We start from the raw sequence: 18,607 nt of genomic DNA, 5'->3' as shown, positions 1-18,607 counted from the left end.
ATTGGTATTTTAACTATTATGGATTTGGAGGAATAAATATGGCAAAGAACACTACAGAAGATTTCATAAAGTCTATAGAGCAAAAAGCATTTATTATCCAAGAAGGAGGGGACGAGTTTAGATTTAGAAATTACATATCAGCAGCAGATATATTTTTTGACAAACATCAAAAGTACACAACAGATAGAGAATTTTTCTTCAATTCATAGCGGACAAAGTGATAAGTCCAAACGAGGATGAAGACATATTTCAAAGATTAAGTTTACTCCAAGATAAAAATTTAATAGAACTAGGGTATCTGTATGTTAATGGAAATGCAAAGTTTAAAGGTTATTTTGAAGAAATAAATGATCAAGATGATTTTTTCATACGGTTTAAACTAGCATTGGATAGCTATAAAAAGGTAGAAAATGATTTACACATTCAAAAGGTGGAAAAAATTCTAGGGGTTCAGAGATTGAAAGGGCTGGATACTATTACAAAACTTGCACAGCAAGTATCTAGCCCCTATTCAAGTATTCGTGATCTAAATGTTGTTTATCCTGAAATGCACCTATTAAAGCATATAAGTCAATATGAAAAGACATTTAATGATTTTTCAAGAGTAATGTCTCTCGGTAAAAATATTAAGGATACATTATATTATGGGTCATTGGCTACCAAGGCAATGCAAATTCCAAATGTAGAATTGCGAAAATTTCCTGATTTTAATAAGGCTTACAATATTACAAGAGTTGCTTTAGAAGCATTTAAGTCAAGTAGTGAGATAAGCAGAGCAACTTCATTAAGATATAATTTTGATATTTACAATAGTATAAAAAACAACTTGGATTATCTAGTAGAAAATAGCAGGATAAATAATACTATTTTGGAAACAGCGAGAAAATCTGCTTTTAGTTTATCATCTTTAGAAACATATGCTCATCATTTTAGATCATATCTAAATTTTGATGATTTTGATGAAGATAGCTTCCCTGAAAAGGAATTAATACATTCAACTTTAGATACTGAATTGGAAGACTCAGGATTCTTTGAGTCTAAATTATCAGCAGAAGAGAAGTTAGAAGCATTAGACCAAAAATTGCAAAGTCCTACTGAAAGACCAGAATGGGTAAATCAAGTTTTGTTATGGTTTACAATTCATATTGTTAATTATTTAATACTCTTAATAATTAGCAGTTCTATTTCTGGCAGCTTTAGTGCAGCAGTTCCATCAATAGATTCTGCTATGTTCATTACTTTACTATGGCAAAAGCCTTTTCGATATTCAAAAAAAGACAAGCTCGAAGTAAAGGAAAACCCGTGGCATCGTTCAAAGACGATTGCTTATCTTGAAAAGGAGCAAGAGGTTGTTTTCATGAGAAAACGAAAAGATTGGTCTTATGTGGAATTTAAATACAAAAACGAAAGAAAAAGTGGATGGGTTCTATCAAGATACTTGGAAAGAAAATAACATTTATAATATTTTGATAGGAATTTTATTATGGATATGAGCAAGAAATGATGGAATATAATTATCCCTGAGTTGAAATAAAAGTCCTCAATTACATCGTAAATTTTATTATTAATAGTATCTTTTACACGTTGATTTAAAAAATCAAAATTTTGATCGTATAAAATTTATAAGGGCGTATGTATAACCCGTATGGAACAGGAACTGGCGGCCCTGGATACACAATCAAATGTGAAACACAAGGTAACCCACACAAACACGTTCGTGGTGCATTGTCGATGGCACATGCAGGTAAAGATACAGGCGGCAGCCAATTCTTTATCGGCTATGATGCATTCCCGCATCTAGACGGCGTTCATACTGTATTCGGACAAATTATCGAAGGCATGGAGCATGTGGACAAAATTCAGCAAGGCAATAAAATGACTGAAGTGAAGGTTTGGGAAGAATAGTTCCTAAATAGTCAAAAATGATTCCTCTAGTGAAGCATTAGCTCCACTAGGGGGTTTTTATTTTCAAAGGATACCCCCCATATAAACAAAAAATCCCCTTCCAGCATATTAGCCAGAAGGGGGGTAATTATTTTACTTCATTTGTTTATTCAATTCATCTTTCCATTCACGAAGAGTAGATTCAATCAATGCTTTAATTTCTTCATCGGTTACTTTAATTTTATTTCGAGTCATACTTGCAACAAAGTACTTAACAGCTTCATTATACTTCTCTGATCCTTTTAAATGAACAAAGGCTTGTTCCGCATATTGCACAGCCCGTAATGCATGTTCTTTTTTAATCTTACCTTTGAGAAACTTAACTAAATAAAAAATAGCCCATGTTCCTACCGCTAACAGTAGAAGATGAGCTACATCTAAAACAATTTTACCTAATAAAATACTCATTTCATCATACTCCTTTTTAAATTATTGCCTTCTTATTTAACTTCTTTCAGAACGTATTCAACTGCTCGATCAATAAAAGTGATTACTTCTGCACGAGTAGCAGGTTGATCTGGATGTAAATTGCCTTTCTCATCTCCAAGTACAATGCCTTTCTCATACAAACGATCAGCCGGATCAAAAACCCACTTCATCTTTTCAGGAATGTCTTTAAAGTATTTTGACATGATATATACCACCTTTTCTTTTGTTATAGTTGTTGTATTTTTAGAAGTGTTACCATGCAATGCTTTTCCAACTTTCTCTTTAAACAAAGCCCACTCATCAGGATTGTTTACAAACCATCTATGACAATCCTTCCAGCCAACAACTTCCTTATGTAACCACAAATCATTTTCAGTAAGGTTGTAACGTTTCAATAGCTGCACACAAAATTCTAAGAGAGATTGATATGTTTCAGAAGTCATCTTCCCACTCATATCTATATGGTTGCATTCAATTCCAATCGTGCAGTTATTCGGATATGTACTTAAACGCTCCAGAGCAGAATCAGTGTATTTTTTTGATCCTACGTGATATGCCATTTCATTTTCAGGAATACACCTCAAAATATCACCATTTAAATCAATAATGTAGTGAGCTGATCCATAGTTTGTTTTTCCAAATTTACGATTCTCAAAAAATCCCCATGTATTGATTGCCTTCTGCATGGGTGCAGCTACCCAGTGAATGACAATTCCTTTGATCGTTTTTACTTTCACACGAGGTCTGGAGTAGTTGTTAGGGGTAAGTAGTTTTTCACTAATTTTCAAATATAATCGCCTCCAGTTATTGCAAAAAATTCACAGCAGATGCATTCAATCCGAGTAATACACAGAGGATTAAACCAATCAGCATAATCAACTTATTAGTGGTTTCTTGATACCATTTCTTTTCATCATTACCTTGAGAAACTTTTGTTTCTGAAGACTTAGATTCTCGAATTAATCTAATTTCTTCACGCTGTTGACGCATCTCTTCACGTTGCTGGTCAGCAATTGTAGTTAGCTTGGTAATGTTTTCAGTCATGGTCACAATAGCATCATTAAAAAGCTTCTCGCTTTGTTTAATGCTCAAGTTGATATCTCGAATATCTTCTTTTGTCTCTTCTTTAAATGAATTAAGTTCTCTGTGTAGATTTTCAATTTTTACTTCTAAAACTTGATTACTGGACATAGTAACAGTTCCTTTCAACGTAGAGTTATATGCAACTTGTACATATTGACTAGCCCCCTTTCCATCGAATAGGAGTAGATTTATGAGGTCTTGAATCTATAATTTAAAAAACCGCCTTTCTTGTTTTAAAAAAATAAAAAAATTATTTAATCCAATATTTTTTATTGTTATTTACAAAAAAATACAATAAAGTTAGAATTAAGTTAAGGTTGATAAAGGATTAATGGGTTTATTTATAAATTAAGGAAGGGGATTGACATGGTTGACAGTCTAACTTTCACAACATTGGGGGAACTCATAAAGGGAAAAAGAGTGGAAATAGGCATTAGTTTGTCAGAAGTGTCCAGAATGACAGGGATTAGTAAGGGGGTTTTATCGAAGATTGAATCTGGAGATACGAAACGTCCAGAGCTTCGGACATTAAAACCAATTGCAGATGTTTTAGAAATCCCTTATGAAGAGATAATTGAACGCTATGTTGAAATAGAACATCGAATCGAGGTTTTGGATGATATATTACAGTTGTGCATTGAGGTCTCAAGCCCTTCTTTGATGACTAAGGTGGCAACGAAATTCCTTGAAAATTCTAAAGAAGAAACATACGTACTATTAGAGCATGTCTTTTGTCTTGCTAATAATACTGCAAACAATGAAGTTAGACTGTCGCTTTACAATACAATTATTAAATATGCAAGGGTACACGGAATTCCCATGTACATAGCCAAATCGTCCCTACAAAAATACCTAATTGAAAGACAAGATTTTAAGACTATGGAGGAGTCTTTTAAGATTGGCGAAGAAGTTATTCATTATGTAGATTTTTTATCTGAGGAAGAAAAAAAATAATTTTATATTTCAGAATGGCTCTTCAAGCTTATGCTATAAAGAAATATAAGGCTTGTATTGAACTATCCGAAGCAGGGATTACATTAGAAAAAAATGATACAGAGCTAAAAGCTAGAGCATATTTAGCAATGATTAACTCGCTCTATTTTTTAGGTTTTTATGATGAAATTGAGAAGCATCTGACTGTTTATAAAAAATTTGATTATCATTTTGTCAATGAATCAGCTACATTGACTCAAGCAATGGTCAAGGCGAAAAGAAAGGAATACGAAACAGCCATCCCACTGTTACTTGAGTGCCTACAAAACATCAGCAAGGGTTCAAAAATTCATGCAGTTAATGAATTATTTGAACTATATTTAGAGATGGGGAAATTTGATTCCATTGCAGAATTAATTGCACAAGAAGACAACTTCTTGAAGATTGAATCAAAAACACCTTATAAATATTATTCGATGGGATTGTATTTTCAATATAAAGCAAATTACCAAATTTTAATTAAATTATTTGAAGAAGGATTGGATAGTTACCTTAGCAGCATGTCTGCATACGGGAAAATCAATGCTTATCAAGATATTAATCAGTGTATGGAAAGCATACTTGATTTTTATATATCCAAAAACAAAAATCTTGATTTACAAATGCTACATAAGCTCCAAAAGGTATATAATGGAATTACGCAGGATAAGATAATTAGTTAGCATAGGAGGGATTGAGATGAAAAAGGCAATTATAACGATTTTCATGACTTTAGCAATGGTAATTTCTATAGGTTCTATTGATTCTTCCTCTCATGTTGCAGAAGCTAAGATAATACAGTATGCGTATGATCCGGGCTATTGACACTTATAATTTTTATGAGCGCTATTTATGAGCGTTCTTTTTTTTGTGTGTTTTTTGTCGTAATTTGTAAAACGTTTCAATTTAATAGATTTTTTAGTAAAATATAGAACGGAATGGTAAAATAATACTCAGGAGGAAGAAAGGAGGTGTCACTTTCAATCACTTAATAACTAAAAGGAGCGTTCCCGTTAGTTTGCAGACAATCGGAACGCCCCCACCTTGAGCAACAATAAATGTTACTCAAGTTCATTTTACCACTCGCTTACAGAATGTGAAAACAGAAAATTTCAAATCCAAAGATGATTTACAAAAACTTATTGAACTCCTCCGTCAAGAATTAGAAATGTTGTATTACAAAAAAGGCTCATTTTTACACCCAATCGTACTTCAAATGAGCCAACAACTAGATGAATACATTGTAATGTTCGAGAAGATTAGACACTAGTTGGTCGAATATGAAGAAGCTGTACGGGAAACTTTACAAAGCCCAGTAGGGGGAATAATTATAAAGCCGTTTTTCAGCTATTCATTGAAGACCTCCTAGGAGGTTACAACATGTTAATATGAGACAATTCATTTCCTTTAGTTGAAAATGAAATCCCTAAAGAAAACGAAAAGGAATCAATACCAGACTTCGACCAAGAATCACCTGCAAACAAAATTCGTATTTCGATTAGAGATAGGCGATGCTGGCAAAAAAGATGCTACTCCAATATAGCAATTACAACTCTAATGCTTTAAAAGCGAGGTGGAAACAATTGAGAAGAGAAAATACTTTATCTTCTCCAATCATAAACATCCGTTGTTACATCTAGTTCATGTCCATTGATTATGACTGTTTTGTTATCCAGCCAATTGATTGAAACAGTATCCATTTTAGAATCCCAGTAGATATTGTTTTTTTCCCCAGAACTATTTGTCACAACCTCAGCTCGGATCGAATCGGGTACTGTGGCTCCACCTTCAACTATGTAGGCATTTACGCTGTACTTTTTATCAGGTGATGTTACTGTATGAATTAATTTTCCTTCTGGAAGATTATACATTGCATAAAAGAAATGATAGAACAAAGCTCCAATCACTAAGAGTATTAAAAGCAATATACTAATCGCCCACTTCCATTTGTTCACAAATACCCCTCCTAATTAACATCTAAGAAAGTAGATACCTTATTATATAGAATATAATGTAAAGTGAGGAATTAAAATGAAAAAAATTACAGCTTCATTATTGTCAACATCTTTAGTATTTTCTTTAGGTACTACTGTTATGGCTGATAATTCAGATAACAGATTGATATCTGAAAGTCGGGCTACCAATGCAGTCGAACCATATCGAGAGCCTACGGAAGATATCACTACAGAATTTGCTAAAAAAATGAGAGATAACGCCGCGTATATGGCTTATTACGCAATGAATGAAGAAAAACAAGGAACGTATCCTTTGGCTACTGGCAAAAAATTTGCATCAAAAGTTAAATCCAGAGGCGAATGGGATTATAAGAGAGAATACGGAACAAGAACTAGCTATTATTTTGATGACCATTTTCTGTATGGTGAAGACCTTGGGAATATGCATTATGGTTTTGTAGGACGAGCCGCAGGCTTCAGTAAAAAGATTCTACAGGTTGCCGCTGGTGCTGTTCAGATTTATTCCGGTACATCTTATATAGGGTGGTATGACTCTTATTTTGATGATCCAGACGATCAAGAGTGGATCATTTTCGGGATTGATATGTTTGACGATAATTCATTGCCTACGGTAAGAAGTTTAGTTGAAACTTTATCGGATGAAGAAAAAAAGGCAATTGAAGAGGAAGTAAAGAAAGATGTTGAAGAAATAAGAAAAGAAAAAAGAAACTGGATGTAATGTTTCAATTGCCCTTAGTAATTGTCACATAGGAATAAGCTGTACGGAAAACCTTGTATAACAAAATAAAGCCGTTTTTCAGCAATTCATTAAAGACCTCCTAGGGGGGTTACTGCAACACACTGCTTGGATTGAAAATGAGGACATCTTGGAAAGGGTATTTACCAAAAAGAAGCTATGTTTTTTGATTTAAAAAAATACAGTGAAATGAGGTTCTTGTATGTTCTCAAAAAAATTTTTAAATAGCGTGTTAGCTTTAACAGTACCAGTATTAATGCTGTCAGCACCTGCTAGCTATGTCCATGCAGAAAAGAATAATATTAGTACGGAACAATCTGATAAGAATAATATACATGTTGAAACCGTTACAATTGGCAATGAGGAACATACTTTAATTATTGATACAACCGCCAATACTGCTACTCTGGATGGAAAAGAAGTTAAAATAACACCATTTTTTGATGAAACATTGAGAAATGACGATAAAGCTCAAGGCGTTTCGGCAAAGGGTATTTATGATCCTGTTTATTATATGTCATTCAAAATTGACTTAGATGAACAGGTAACTACCATAGGGGAAATAGCTACAGCCATTGGTGGAGGCATTTTTGCTGGAGCTAAAGTTTTAAGCAAATTAGCAATTAAAATTCCATATGAAAAGATACTTGGCAAAGTTTCAGACTGGGCTACTGGAGTTGGCTTCGTCACTCTAATAGCAGGGAAAGCAATGGATGGATATATTCAATTTAATCAATATAGAACTAATGGAAAAGTTCAAACAGGAATGGGTGGGAAAGAACTCTATCAGTATCGCTTCCAAGATACTTCAGTTTATTTTAAACTTTTCAATTTTAAACCGTTCGATCATCAGTTTAATGATGTAGGAGATTGGTTTTATGCTGAAAAACCATATTTTAATGTTGCATCAAAAGATGAGTAAAATATTAGGAGGGAATACCATGTCAATTTGACATGGTATTTACTTTCATAATTAAATAACAGAAAGGAGTTATCTAAAATATGAGTATGATTTCCAGAGTAGTGCTTATGGTTTTATTGGCGATTAGTGTAATTGGGATTTCATATGGTATCTTGTCGAACCAATTTCTTATTAAGTCTGATTCTTTTTTATTTAATGTATTCTTAATAGTAACCGCTCTATTAGCAATGAGCAGCTACTATAAAAGGAACGAAAAAATCCTGTCTTTTCTTATGCTTTGTATTTTTATTTTATTAAGCTATACCTTTTTATTTTTGTAAATGATGTTAAATTTTTATAGTACAGTTAGTATTCAACCGGGAATAGCCATCTCTGCTCCTAAATCTGATAAGTGGTTTGAGCTAAATCAGTATCTCACAGCAAATGTTATATATAAAGGAAATATGTATAAGCACTCTATGCGTGTTTATGTCGATGAACGTAAACAGTAAGGAACAAGGAGGAGTAAATGGGGAAATTTAAAATATTTCTTTTGTTTGCATCTGTGCTTTTGTTCTTATTGGTTTATTTACAGTTGATTGAATTAACAGACGTATTAAGAGAGCTAACTAAACTTCTAGCTAACAAAAGACTTAGCTAATAATATCAGCATTGGAATTGCATTTTTTCCAATATGTATTATACAATAGATAATATACTAACATGGGTTCAAAAAAGACCGCAGGTGTTGGTAGCACCCACGGTTTGTACAAACACTGTCCCTTCAAAAGGGTTGGCTCACAGGTTAACCGAAGAATAGACTCTCCCCTCAGTTTACGCGCTCAAGGGAGGTCTATTTCTTTTTGTTCCACCTTACAAAATAAATACATAGCCAGCATCTGCATCATATTTTAGGTTCCTCACTGTAATCCTCGCATGTATGTCACTAATCCTTCGTACTCTTACTGTAACAGTAGCTGGAATTTTTACATCTCGATATCCTCTAACCTTAATTTCTGCATGTAAAAATCCTGAGTTAACTTGAATACTACAAGGGAAATCTCTAACATGTCGAACAAACATTTGGCTAGTGAAAAACTTCCTTAATGGAATAACAACTGAGCCACTGAGTGCATCACTTTCTCGTTGTCGAACAATTAATGAACATGCAAGATCACGATTTCTTTCCTTTTTCTCAATACTCAAGGTAGCTGGTAAACTCTTTACATAAGCAACTTTAATGTTTGCACGTAGCTGTTTATATCGTTCTTTTTTCTCAATGCTCAGATTAGAGAATAACTGTTGATGCTCAGCTACACGTACAGTTAATGAAGCATCTAACTGACTCATACGTGACTTTTTCTCAATTGTCATAGAGCTTAGTAATGATGTGCCCTCTAATCGTCTTACAATAAGTTCAGCAGAAATTATAGATTCTCTGGATTTCTTCTCAATAGACATGAAAGCAGACATTGCATTACTTCTCTTGCCTACTACATCCATTGAGCAACTTAAATCGGTATCTACTGATTTTCTTAAGATAGATAACTGTGCAGCTAAGTCTTTTGCTTTGTATTTGCTGTTTACATTGATGGAAGCTGTTAGGGAGTCCTCACCGTTAGCACGAATAGACAAAGTTGCTGGCAGCTTGCCTAAAGCTAAACTAGAAATTAGCTTATAAAACCCTACTTCTAATATAGGGGGAGTGGATGATTCTTTGGTCTGTAATTGAATAGTTGACTGCTCATTTTGTTCTTCTGCAAATAAAAAAACACCATGATTAGGTGTTTTACCTTCATACCATTCTTTAACTAACGTAAAGACATCAATTTCAATATATCCATCAGCATGAGTAATGTACTTCTCAGCTATCTTTCTGCCTTGAGGTGGTTGATTACTCCATGTTGCGTCATGTTCGCGCCAATCATCGAGAATTTCAAACAAAGAAAGATTAATGGGTGAATCTAGGTATCCACAGTATAGTTTTAACTTGGCTCGCTTTAACTCTTTCTCTTTGGGGAGTTTAGACAAATCAAATTCAACCAATCCACGAAAACGCTCTGAATTAGCCCTACCAATTAACATGCTAGGGTCTGAGCCATAGCTAAGAGTAGGGATATCTTCACGAATTGTACTATCTTTCATGGAAGTCAACTCATGAATTTCTAATGGTCGCTCAATCGTTTCAAAACGACATGTCATTTTATTTTTGGAGTAATTGCAATAGCTGCTGGAAAATGATTTAAAAAGGGGATGCTTATTGAAGCAGGCATGGTGGGCTGTCTAAATCCCCATACAGTAAATTTCCCCTTCATCGTATTGTTCAAATATAATCACACCTTCTCATTGTATTGAGAGTTAACTATCAGAGGCAGGTTCAGCTTTTGCATAAATATCAAATTCACCAGAATGAGCAATATCATCTGTATTAGTCACAATCCGTACATAAAAAGATATGTTCTCATCTTTCTTTTGAATATCTGCGAAGGTAAGTACTTGCTCAGGAAGAAAAGGATTTTCTGTTTTGGATATTTGAATTTGAGTTTGATAATAGGGGCGTGCACTTCAACTTTTAAATTCTTAACGTCTATCCCTACTTTGTTTGTTAAGTTAACTTTAACTGGTAGGGGGTTGTTTGTCCTGCAATGATAGAACCAAAACTAAGATATTGGAGTACTTCACCAGCATCAGTTGAGTAATATTTTCCTTTTTCATCTGAGAAGATCAGACCAATATAGTCACCAATGAAACTAGTTACATCTCTACTTTCTTTCCCGTATGAATCAAAGGCAATTGTCTCAATAATATTTGAAGAATCGATATTAATATCTTTTGTGTTAAGATAGATTGTTTGAATATGAGGAGTTGGAAGAAAGTCTGTAAATCCTTCAGAGGGGTAAATTTGCTTACCATTTAAATTAACTTTAAACTTAATTTTATCTTGCTCGTTGTCTCCGATTTCTATTTTTAAATTCTTTCCTTCTAATTTTACTAACAACTTTGGTTCAGTATCATATAGTAAAATCTTACCTTCTTCAGTTATTACAGTCCCATCTGGTTGTTCAACAGTTATTTTTATTGTGTATGGATTAGTTGCTTGTTGAAACATATCAGAGTTTAATGGAACCGTACTATGAGTCTCCCCTGTTAAAATAGGAGTCCATTCTTTTAATAAAACATATGGCTCAAGCATTTCGATTTTATAACGATATGGTGCTGTATAATCTCCACATAAAACGATATTTAAATCTTCATCGTTAGTAGAATCTTGTACCCAACAAGCTATATCAATATTTGAAAAGGACTTTAAAGCTTCTATCATATAAACATTTAAATATTCAACACCATACTGGATGAAATCTTGTTCAGAATAAGGTGTTTTACCAGCAACAACCCATTTATCTCTGTTAAATGTCAGTATATTATCCTGATCTATAAGCAATATTTTTTCTTGAAGAGGAGGTTGTTCTGCCAAAAATAGAGCGTCATCAAAAAGTTTAACAGGGTAGGGTATGCCTTTATCATTTCGGGGGTTACCTAGCTGTCCTGAACTGTTGTTCCCAAAACCCCAAAGGGTTCCATCTCTTTTGATAACATTTGTATGATCTGAGCCACACGATACATATCGTACATCGTCCATGATTTTTGTGGGAGTTGCATTTGCATTATTTGTCTTTAAGTTTGTAGAATGCCCTAATTCTCCATGTGTATTTCTACCAAACCCCCAAAGTGTATTGTCTTTCTTTATGACCATTGTATGGTATTCAAGAGCTGAAACATGTTTAATATCGTCCATTATCTTCTTATGGAGAGTAATATATGTTTCATTGGGTATTCCTAATTGTCCATAGTTATTATATCCTTGTACCCAAAGAGAGTCATCGGTTTTAATAGCGACTGAGATTCCATAGTTACTATAATTATAATATTTAACATCATTCATTATCTTAACAGGAGAATCATTTCCTACAAATCCACCATAGCACCATAGCGTATTATCATTTTTTATTGTAAAACTACCAGAATGAAGACTCATATTGTTTCACCTCAATAGCTAAAATTGATTGCATTAATATTTTCCCAATTTTCCAAGTCAATTGTTGATTTGTAAACAATCCCAGTTTTTATTTGACTTTTATCTGAGGGAACCATCTGTCTTTTTTGAGACATTTGAATTGACTGAGAAGGTAAAATTTTAAATTCGTAATCATATTTGGTATTTCTTGGCATCAATAAATCTTTTTCTTTAAAATTTGCAGATGCTTTAACAGTAGAATTAGGAAGAATAATATCTCCATCAAAACCTACATCAATAGAATCTAGACCAATATTTGCAGATGTATTGTTGAAAATTTCAATTACATGAACTCCTGAACCTAAATTATTTTTTTCATATACAAGTGTCTGATACTGGGTTACGGAACTAGACATTGAAAAAGAATCAATGAATTTTCCGTTAATCTTCACTAGACACTCTTCAGAGAGGTCATTACCGACTCTAGAAATTATACGGAATTTATCTCCTCTGAGTATAAAAGCATAAGATACACCATTATTAGAAGAAAACCTATATGTCGAATTGTAATATTCATCGATGTTATCAGAACTCCAGTAGTTGGAATTTGGTAGGTAATGGATATTCGGATTAGTATCATCAATTCTTTTCCAACCATTTTCAGGTTTTAAAAGTTGTTCCCCAATTTTTATCATTTAATTCATCTCCCAATTAAATTCATGACTAGTTTCTTTTATGAGGTTTACTACCGATTCGCTTACTATTTCCCCATTAAGCTTAATTCCAAGGCTTCCTTGAATATTTTCATCTGCAACTAGTCGAAGAGTGAGAGTAGGGGATTTTTCAGATAATCCAATTAAAACTTTTATATGAAAAGAAATATCTTCAAATTTCAATTTATGCTTATACCCAAATACATATTCTGTGATAATAGGGCTTAATTCTCCAAAGTTATTTAACAAATTTATCTCTGCTTCAGCACGTTTAAAAGTGATCAAATCTTGATAAAACTCATTTTGTCCTGTTAAAAAGTATTCTTTATCTCCAGCCTTATAAACAAGATCAATTTGTCCATTTCCTAATTTAAGATGACCACCAAATACTTCATAGTAAAGCTTATGTCCATGACCGATTAATCCAAAACGAACAACAGTTTTTTTGTCTATCGAGTAAAAATTATTTTCTTGTTTTGTACTAAAATCAAATTCTGATAGATGAGTACCATCTATGTATTCTGCCAACCAAATGAACTCCCTTTGTGGCACAGGGGAGTAGAGATTAATGTGAGATAACATTGTATTGACCTCCAAATAAATTTATAAATGTAAACTAAAAGAAGAAATATTAACTCTCAATCTTTGTTTTATAAAGCTATAAAGTTTTCTATGGTAGAATCCGATACTAATAATAGTCACCTAAATCTTGGTTTTTATCTGGGTCATCCATGCTAAGGGTAGCCACTACTATTAACCGATTGGGAGACAGAAGCAGTTGTCATTTTGAAATAACTTTATTTCAAAATAAAGCAACACAATATCATCTTGAACAAATGGATGTTTCAAGAAGTAAAAACACGGAGGTAGGAATCATGAGAATCAATCACAACGTATCAGCACTAAACACACACCGTCAACTAGGTGTAAACACTGGAGCATCTGGTAAAAACCTAGAGAAATTGTCTTCTGGTCTTCGCATCAACCGTGCAGGTGATGACGCAGCAGGTCTAGCAATCTCCGAAAAAATGCGTGGCCAAATCCGCGGTCTAGAAATGGCTTCTAAAAATGCGCAAGATGGTATTTCCTTGATCCAAACAGCAGAGGGTGCATTAACTGAAACACACAGCATCCTACAACGTATGCGCGAACTAGCCGTTCAAGCATCTTCTGACACTAATGAAGGTGTTGACCGTCAAAAGCTTCAAGCAGAGGTTGATGAATTGTCTAAAGAAATCAACCGTATTTCTACAGACACAGAATTCAACAACCAAAAAGTATTGGATGGATCTTTTGAAAACAAAACATTCCATATCGGTGCTAACCAAGGACAAAATATTAAGCTGAGCATTAATGATATGAGTAATGAGAAGCTTGGTGTAAATGGATTGAAAAAAGAATCCAATGTTCTTGGTGGGGATATTATTGTCAATAATAAAGGCGATAAATTTGAAATCACATATTCTATCAATGGTGCAGATAAACCAGAAGTAGACAAAACAACTGCCAAGGTGGATAAAGATGGGAATGTAACTGTTACACTAGCACAAAAAGAAGGAACCGGTGGTGTCGTAGGTGACATCAATGCAACAAAAGCAGATGTTTTGAACGCACTTAAGGAAGCAGGGATCGATGCTACAGCAAAAGCTGGTGTGGATTTAAGCACAAAAGCGCTAACTGGTAAAACTGCTCCTACCAAAGACACTATTGCAGTGGCGAGTGAGGTAGATAATACAAGAGGTGTTAACATCTCCACACAAAAAGCAGCAGACAAAGCAATCACAACCATCAACAACGCTCTTAACAAAGTATCCGAAGAGCGCTCTAAACTAGGTGCAAACCAAAACCGTCTAGAACACACTATCAACAACTTGGGAGCAACTGCAGAGAACCTAACAGCTGCAGAATCCCGTATCCGTGACGTTGATATGGCGAAAGAAATGATGGACTTCACAAAAAATAACATTCTTACTCAAGCAGCTCAAGCAATGCTTGCACAAGCTAACCAACAGCCTCAAGGCGTACTTCAATTACTTCGTTAATTTAACATTAGAATAATTAGAAATGAGAAAAGACCTGACTAAAGAGTTGGGTCTTTTCTGTATCCCAACCAATCAAATAAAATATCTTTTTTATTAGGTGAACGTATAAGAAACTCGAATATTAAAATTAAAATTACCAGCAGGGGCATTTAATGGGGGAGTGGCTTGAAGAATAAATTCAGCAAAATTCGCTTTTGAATTCTCTTTAGTTCCATCGTTTACAGCTCCAGCAATAGTACCATCCTCCTGACCGCTCGCCTTGATTTTTTTAGTTGATTGATTACCGCCAATTGCAGTGAAATTAACTTCGGACATGGATACTACTTTAGTAGAAACCCATTTACCCGTAACAACTGGACTATTAGAACCACCCTGAGTATCTACTGTAGTAAGAGTACAATCATTCATATCTGAAACAGCAGATGTGCCACCTCTGTTATTCCAAAGTAGCACTCCTAACTGTGGAGAAGTATCTCCTGCATTAATAGTTCCTATCTTCCGACCGCCATTAGCAGCTAAATCTAGTGTATTGTCCTGTGAATACCAGTTAATTAATGGTTCTGCCATATATGTAAACCTCCATTAAAATATTTTATAAAACAACATCAATTTGTATTGAAATCCCTTCCTGTAGGGGATCAAATTTATCAACCTCTACAATTAAACGTAATACATCGTCTTTTTTTATCTCGCTTATCAATAAAGGAGGAATAAAAGCGGAATAGTGATCTGCTTTAAATTGAATAGGTGAATCGGTTATTTTCTCCCATTCGCTATGCGTACCAAAACTATTACCTGATATTTTTTCAATAAATATATGAGTAGGGGAGGCACTGGAAGGCTTATTGCATATTGCTTTAATAGATTTAATCTTGCAATCGAAAGGTACAGAAGTAATAACCTTTTGAACTCCATCCATTGTAATTGTAGGAATAACAAAATGAATTGATCTGTATTGAAGTTTATTATGCATTAAATTAAAATCGTCTGAAGACATAAGACCATCTATTTTTTCGCTTGCTAATGGGATAGAGCCACGGGTATAGTTATCAATCTCTTTCCAAATTCCATCACCTTCAAAACGATAGCGACTACCTGTACTCAAAACCATTGTTGTAGAACCGATTTCAGGATTAGGGTAGGCTAAAGCAATATCGTCATATTTATCAACTGGCTTTAACCAGATTAAGCGAGTAGTCATAGCAGCTTTATAGGCTAAATCCGCTTTTTCATCAGCATTATTACTAGCTTTAATTGCTTTATCTGAGGCTGACAATGCCATTTCAGTTACCTGATTAGCACGACTGGTAGCAAAAAAAGCTCCTTCGGCAGCCATGTTAGCATTTCGGGCAGCATCAAGAGCTTTCTCAATAGAATCTCCGACTTCAATTATCTTAATGAGAGCTGTATCGATAATATGTTGTAAATTTTCTACTACATCACTATTGGGATTGTGAGCATAGATACGTGATGCAGGATATTGAATCATTTGTATTGTATAACAAAATAAAGCCGTGATTCAGTTATTCCTTATAGGCAATTACATTGATCGAGAATAAGGAATGTATGTAGGTTTAAATGTAAAAATATACCTTTATTGAAAATATTAGTAAAAGATACTTTATGATGAACAAAAAGATTATTAAAGGAATTGCAATTTTATCTACTGTTGGCTTTCTAGGGACTGCTATAGCTCCAGCGACCAGCGCGTTTGCCCAAGAAAAAGTGTCACAATCAGTTTCTTACCAAACTCCAATGTCACAACAAGAAATGGATAAGATCATCCAAGAAACAGCTAAGGAAATTTTAGAAACTGCACCAAGAGTAGTAGTAAAAGAGCCTACACAACTTGAAGCACAGGGTTTTGTTTCTCTTGAAAACAAAGCTGATGAAATATTTTGGAAAGTCTTATGTAAAAAAGGAGCTACCAAAAAAAATATATACTAAATTCCCAGACATAGTTAAAGAAAAAATGTCCGAAGACATGTGGATTGGAATTTGGAACACCTATATTTTAATGGGGCCATTAGAAGAAGTAAAAGAAACTGTAACGAAAGCTTTGGAACCATATGTTTGGGGATGGGTTGCAAAGTCTTGCGGGATTATTGCACAAGGTATCGTGTACGCTCTAATTTAAAAACAGAAAGGAGATAAAATGAACCTAAAGACTTTAAAGTTCATTCTAACTATTTTTTCTATATATGCTACTTTGCAAGTTACAAAAGAAATGAATATAGCTAATAATTGGTTTATTACCGAGTTTATTCGTTTCTTAATTGTTTTAGTAGTAGGTATCGTTGTTTCTATCCTATTATCTAAAATATACAAAGATAAAGAGGAATAGCTTTTTCTCTTAAACTAAGAAATCATTATGTGAAACGTCCGAATACGTGGGAGATTCGGACGTTTTCTCGTACAAATGAAATCTGAGACATACAGAATCAGGTATGATATTGGGATAAATTTACAATTTCTTTATCCCCCTTTATAATAAGGGGGATTCTTATGTATAAAAGGGAAAATAAATACAGAATGGAGAGTTTGAAGATGACAAAAGCTTACCTTTCCTTACTGGTTTCTATCTTTGCCATCATTTCAATTTCAGCTTGTTCTCCAAATAAAGTTGAAACAACGAATAATACGCCTGTCCAAAGGGATGATTTACTTACAAAACAAAACACAACTTTTATAGTATCTCTTATAGAAAAATCTGCCCCTCCTGTATTGAACGATGAAATCTTAGCCAGCAAAGGAGATATATCTAAATGGATCTGGTTTGATAATCTCCAAACATGGACAGACGAATTTATACGGCTAACTGGCTCAAGACAGTTCATTGATAACGATTCTAAAGACGTTATTGTATCAGCATTAAAGAAATACTATACCACCTCTAAAGCAGAAGATATCTTTTCTTTTTACTTTAAAAAGAAAGATGATGGGACTTATGAGTCCATTGAGACTGAACGATTCCCAAGAACCTTACAAGGTATTCAGGAAGACTTAAAGGTAAATATTCAAAAGAAGAGTGAATCAAATACAAGTGTTTTGTTTGAAGGCTTTGGATACGATTACTTTGATTTCAAAGAAAAACAAAAGGATATGGTAAAGATTCAATTCAGTCTTGTTAAAGAAAAGGATAATTATTTCATTAGTGATATAATTGACTTAGATTAATTTATAGTTATGATAATACTACAAGCTACGCTATAAACAATTAAGCTGTACGGTACTAACTGTTGATGAAAGAGCTTTGGGGAAAGTAAGAAACTTCTCTGAAGGAAACAATGACTACTGCGCAGTATACACAAGACTAAGAGAAGAGGGTATTAAGGGAAGTACTTACGGTGGGAAAAATGAACTGTAGTATCAAAAAAGGCTAGGTTATATTATCTAGCCTTTTTTCTCTTATAATAAAATAAATATGCTACTAGCATAAATAAAATTACAGTCATAATAATTTGAGTGATTATAGCTCCCTTTGGAAGTAACAAACCGACAAGTATTATTACTGCAAAAAAGACTATAATGAAAATGGTTAGCTTTTGCATCAGTCGCAAATACACGTAAACCCCTCCCTTAACCACTTTACAACATAATAACATATTTTCCTTATTTTTTAAATAACTGGATTTGAGTCAATATCTTGGACACAATTAAGTTAAGTATTAGGATGCTTTTCTTTGCAAGTCTTCTACTTCTTGAGGTGTTTTGTAGCCTAGACTACCATGTATTCGGGTTCGGTTATACCAACCTTCTATATATGTAAAAAGCGCAAGCTTTGCAGATTCATAAT

General features: G+C 33.9%; 21 protein-coding genes and 2 pseudogenes. 13 read left to right on the top strand and 10 right to left on the bottom strand.

From position 1 onward, the window contains the following. The first annotated feature begins 38 nt into the window (after positions 1–38). The 3 genes and pseudogenes from O0550_RS22350 to O0550_RS22340 all read left to right on the top strand — a co-directional run. Positions 39–209 (top strand): hypothetical protein, encoded by a 171-nt coding sequence (locus O0550_RS22350; protein ID WP_258427250.1) that lies wholly within the window; start codon positions 39–41, stop codon positions 207–209. An 8-nt stretch (positions 210–217) separates the two neighbouring features. Then, a complete protein-coding gene (locus O0550_RS22345) occupies positions 218–1,453 on the top strand; it encodes an SH3 domain-containing protein (protein ID WP_258427249.1) in 1,236 nt (411 codons plus the stop codon). Between the two features lie 188 nt (positions 1,454–1,641). After that, positions 1,642–1,905: pseudogene (locus tag O0550_RS22340) on the top strand (peptidylprolyl isomerase); the annotation flags it as partial. A gap of 132 nt (positions 1,906–2,037) precedes the next feature. Here the strand turns inward: O0550_RS22340 and O0550_RS22335 are convergent. Genes O0550_RS22335 through O0550_RS22325 form a run of 3 tightly spaced genes read right to left on the bottom strand, consistent with a single transcriptional unit; the run spans position 2,038 to position 3,564 of the window. After that, positions 2,038–2,352, bottom strand: a complete 315-nt coding sequence (locus tag O0550_RS22335; RefSeq protein ID WP_022586231.1) for a phage holin, LLH family — start codon at positions 2,350–2,352, stop codon at positions 2,038–2,040. 32 nt (positions 2,353–2,384) lie between these two features. Next, positions 2,385–3,161: an N-acetylmuramoyl-L-alanine amidase gene (locus O0550_RS22330; RefSeq protein ID WP_258427248.1), complete on the bottom strand. Its 777-nt coding sequence runs from the start codon at positions 3,159–3,161 to the stop codon at positions 2,385–2,387. Positions 3,162–3,177: 16 nt separating this feature from the next. Then, a complete protein-coding gene (locus O0550_RS22325; RefSeq protein WP_003344676.1) occupies positions 3,178–3,564 on the bottom strand; it encodes a hypothetical protein in 387 nt (128 codons plus the stop codon). A 258-nt stretch (positions 3,565–3,822) separates the two neighbouring features. Here O0550_RS22325 and O0550_RS22320 point away from each other — a divergent pair. From O0550_RS22320 to O0550_RS22310, 3 genes and pseudogenes are all read left to right on the top strand, one after another. After that, positions 3,823–5,111 (top strand): annotated as a pseudogene (locus O0550_RS22320) (helix-turn-helix domain-containing protein). Between the two features lie 16 nt (positions 5,112–5,127). Continuing rightward, positions 5,128–5,253 (top strand): hypothetical protein, encoded by a 126-nt coding sequence (locus O0550_RS22315; protein WP_003344672.1) that lies wholly within the window; start codon positions 5,128–5,130, stop codon positions 5,251–5,253. Between the two features lie 271 nt (positions 5,254–5,524). Continuing rightward, positions 5,525–5,698, top strand: a complete 174-nt coding sequence (locus tag O0550_RS22310; protein WP_003344670.1) for an aspartyl-phosphate phosphatase Spo0E family protein — start codon at positions 5,525–5,527, stop codon at positions 5,696–5,698. A gap of 331 nt (positions 5,699–6,029) precedes the next feature. Here O0550_RS22310 and O0550_RS22305 read toward each other — a convergent pair whose 3' ends face one another. Continuing rightward, positions 6,030–6,383, bottom strand: coding sequence for a DUF5412 family protein (locus tag O0550_RS22305; RefSeq protein ID WP_003344669.1), 354 nt, complete (start codon positions 6,381–6,383; stop codon positions 6,030–6,032). Between the two features lie 76 nt (positions 6,384–6,459). On the opposite strand from O0550_RS22305, the gene O0550_RS22300 reads away from it, so the two are divergent. From O0550_RS22300 to O0550_RS22290, 3 genes are all read left to right on the top strand, one after another. After that, positions 6,460–7,122 carry a polymorphic toxin type 44 domain-containing protein gene (locus O0550_RS22300; protein WP_003344667.1) on the top strand — a complete coding sequence of 221 codons (663 nt, stop codon included), beginning with the start codon at positions 6,460–6,462 and terminating at the stop codon, positions 7,120–7,122. A 220-nt stretch (positions 7,123–7,342) separates the two neighbouring features. After that, positions 7,343–8,062, top strand: coding sequence for a hypothetical protein (locus O0550_RS22295; protein ID WP_003344665.1), 720 nt, complete (start codon positions 7,343–7,345; stop codon positions 8,060–8,062). 80 nt (positions 8,063–8,142) lie between these two features. Beyond that, a complete protein-coding gene (locus O0550_RS22290; RefSeq protein WP_003344663.1) occupies positions 8,143–8,382 on the top strand; it encodes a hypothetical protein in 240 nt (79 codons plus the stop codon). Between the two features lie 532 nt (positions 8,383–8,914). Here the strand turns inward: O0550_RS22290 and O0550_RS22285 are convergent. The 4 genes from O0550_RS22285 to O0550_RS22270 form a co-directional block, all read right to left on the bottom strand. Further along, positions 8,915–10,186, bottom strand: a complete 1,272-nt coding sequence (locus O0550_RS22285; protein WP_258427247.1) for a DNRLRE domain-containing protein — start codon at positions 10,184–10,186, stop codon at positions 8,915–8,917. A gap of 460 nt (positions 10,187–10,646) precedes the next feature. Next, positions 10,647–12,077: an RCC1 domain-containing protein gene (locus tag O0550_RS22280; RefSeq protein WP_258427246.1), complete on the bottom strand. Its 1,431-nt coding sequence runs from the start codon at positions 12,075–12,077 to the stop codon at positions 10,647–10,649. An 11-nt stretch (positions 12,078–12,088) separates the two neighbouring features. After that, complete coding sequence (locus O0550_RS22275) at positions 12,089–12,751, bottom strand: hypothetical protein (protein ID WP_258427245.1); 663 nt, start codon at positions 12,749–12,751, stop codon at positions 12,089–12,091. Beyond that, on the bottom strand, positions 12,752–13,351 hold the full coding sequence (locus tag O0550_RS22270; protein WP_258427244.1) for a hypothetical protein: 600 nt from the start codon (positions 13,349–13,351) through the stop codon (positions 12,752–12,754). Between the two features lie 293 nt (positions 13,352–13,644). Between O0550_RS22270 and O0550_RS22265 the strand changes: the two genes are divergently transcribed. Beyond that, positions 13,645–14,811: a flagellin N-terminal helical domain-containing protein gene (locus tag O0550_RS22265; RefSeq protein WP_258427243.1), complete on the top strand. Its 1,167-nt coding sequence runs from the start codon at positions 13,645–13,647 to the stop codon at positions 14,809–14,811. 93 nt (positions 14,812–14,904) lie between these two features. On the opposite strand, the gene O0550_RS22260 is transcribed toward O0550_RS22265, so the two are convergent. Continuing rightward, entirely contained in the window at positions 14,905–15,378 is a 474-nt protein-coding gene (locus O0550_RS22260) for a hypothetical protein (protein WP_258427242.1), read from the bottom strand. 25 nt (positions 15,379–15,403) lie between these two features. After that, complete coding sequence (locus O0550_RS22255; RefSeq protein WP_258427241.1) at positions 15,404–16,300, bottom strand: hypothetical protein; 897 nt, start codon at positions 16,298–16,300, stop codon at positions 15,404–15,406. A gap of 137 nt (positions 16,301–16,437) precedes the next feature. On the opposite strand from O0550_RS22255, the gene O0550_RS22250 reads away from it, so the two are divergent. From O0550_RS22250 to O0550_RS22240, 3 genes are all read left to right on the top strand, one after another. Then, positions 16,438–16,758, top strand: a complete 321-nt coding sequence (locus O0550_RS22250; RefSeq protein ID WP_258427240.1) for a hypothetical protein — start codon at positions 16,438–16,440, stop codon at positions 16,756–16,758. 208 nt (positions 16,759–16,966) lie between these two features. Then, positions 16,967–17,155 (top strand): hypothetical protein, encoded by a 189-nt coding sequence (locus tag O0550_RS22245; protein ID WP_258427239.1) that lies wholly within the window; start codon positions 16,967–16,969, stop codon positions 17,153–17,155. A 161-nt stretch (positions 17,156–17,316) separates the two neighbouring features. Further along, a complete protein-coding gene (locus O0550_RS22240) occupies positions 17,317–17,988 on the top strand; it encodes a hypothetical protein (RefSeq protein ID WP_258427238.1) in 672 nt (223 codons plus the stop codon). Positions 17,989–18,607 lie beyond the last annotated feature (619 nt).

The sequence above is a fragment of the Brevibacillus halotolerans genome (assembly GCF_026891775.1).
GTDB classification, from domain to species: Bacteria; Bacillota; Bacilli; order Brevibacillales; family Brevibacillaceae; genus Brevibacillus_B; species Brevibacillus_B halotolerans.
The sequence above is the reverse complement of the archived record's forward strand: the minus strand, read 5'-3'. Positions and strand labels throughout refer to the sequence as shown.

Coding starts and splice junctions, on each gene's coding strand:
- O0550_RS22325 (WP_003344676.1), bottom strand. CDS start 3,564: ATGTCCAGTAATCAAGTTTTAGAAGTAAAAATTGAAAATCTACACAGA.
- O0550_RS22315 (WP_003344672.1), top strand. CDS start 5,128: ATGAAAAAGGCAATTATAACGATTTTCATGACTTTAGCAATGGTAATT.
- O0550_RS22250 (WP_258427240.1), top strand. CDS start 16,438: ATGAACAAAAAGATTATTAAAGGAATTGCAATTTTATCTACTGTTGGC.
- O0550_RS22275 (WP_258427245.1), bottom strand. CDS start 12,751: ATGATAAAAATTGGGGAACAACTTTTAAAACCTGAAAATGGTTGGAAA.
- O0550_RS22260 (WP_258427242.1), bottom strand. CDS start 15,378: ATGGCAGAACCATTAATTAACTGGTATTCACAGGACAATACACTAGAT.
- O0550_RS22240 (WP_258427238.1), top strand. CDS start 17,317: ATGTATAAAAGGGAAAATAAATACAGAATGGAGAGTTTGAAGATGACA.
- O0550_RS22300 (WP_003344667.1), top strand. CDS start 6,460: ATGAAAAAAATTACAGCTTCATTATTGTCAACATCTTTAGTATTTTCT.
- O0550_RS22255 (WP_258427241.1), bottom strand. CDS start 16,300: ATGATTCAATATCCTGCATCACGTATCTATGCTCACAATCCCAATAGT.
- O0550_RS22265 (WP_258427243.1), top strand. CDS start 13,645: ATGAGAATCAATCACAACGTATCAGCACTAAACACACACCGTCAACTA.
- O0550_RS22245 (WP_258427239.1), top strand. CDS start 16,967: ATGAACCTAAAGACTTTAAAGTTCATTCTAACTATTTTTTCTATATAT.
- O0550_RS22280 (WP_258427246.1), bottom strand. CDS start 12,077: ATGAGTCTTCATTCTGGTAGTTTTACAATAAAAAATGATAATACGCTA.
- O0550_RS22295 (WP_003344665.1), top strand. CDS start 7,343: ATGTTCTCAAAAAAATTTTTAAATAGCGTGTTAGCTTTAACAGTACCA.
- O0550_RS22290 (WP_003344663.1), top strand. CDS start 8,143: ATGAGTATGATTTCCAGAGTAGTGCTTATGGTTTTATTGGCGATTAGT.
- O0550_RS22335 (WP_022586231.1), bottom strand. CDS start 2,352: ATGAGTATTTTATTAGGTAAAATTGTTTTAGATGTAGCTCATCTTCTA.
- O0550_RS22285 (WP_258427247.1), bottom strand. CDS start 10,186: ATGAAAGATAGTACAATTCGTGAAGATATCCCTACTCTTAGCTATGGC.
- O0550_RS22270 (WP_258427244.1), bottom strand. CDS start 13,351: ATGTTATCTCACATTAATCTCTACTCCCCTGTGCCACAAAGGGAGTTC.
- O0550_RS22350 (WP_258427250.1), top strand. CDS start 39: ATGGCAAAGAACACTACAGAAGATTTCATAAAGTCTATAGAGCAAAAA.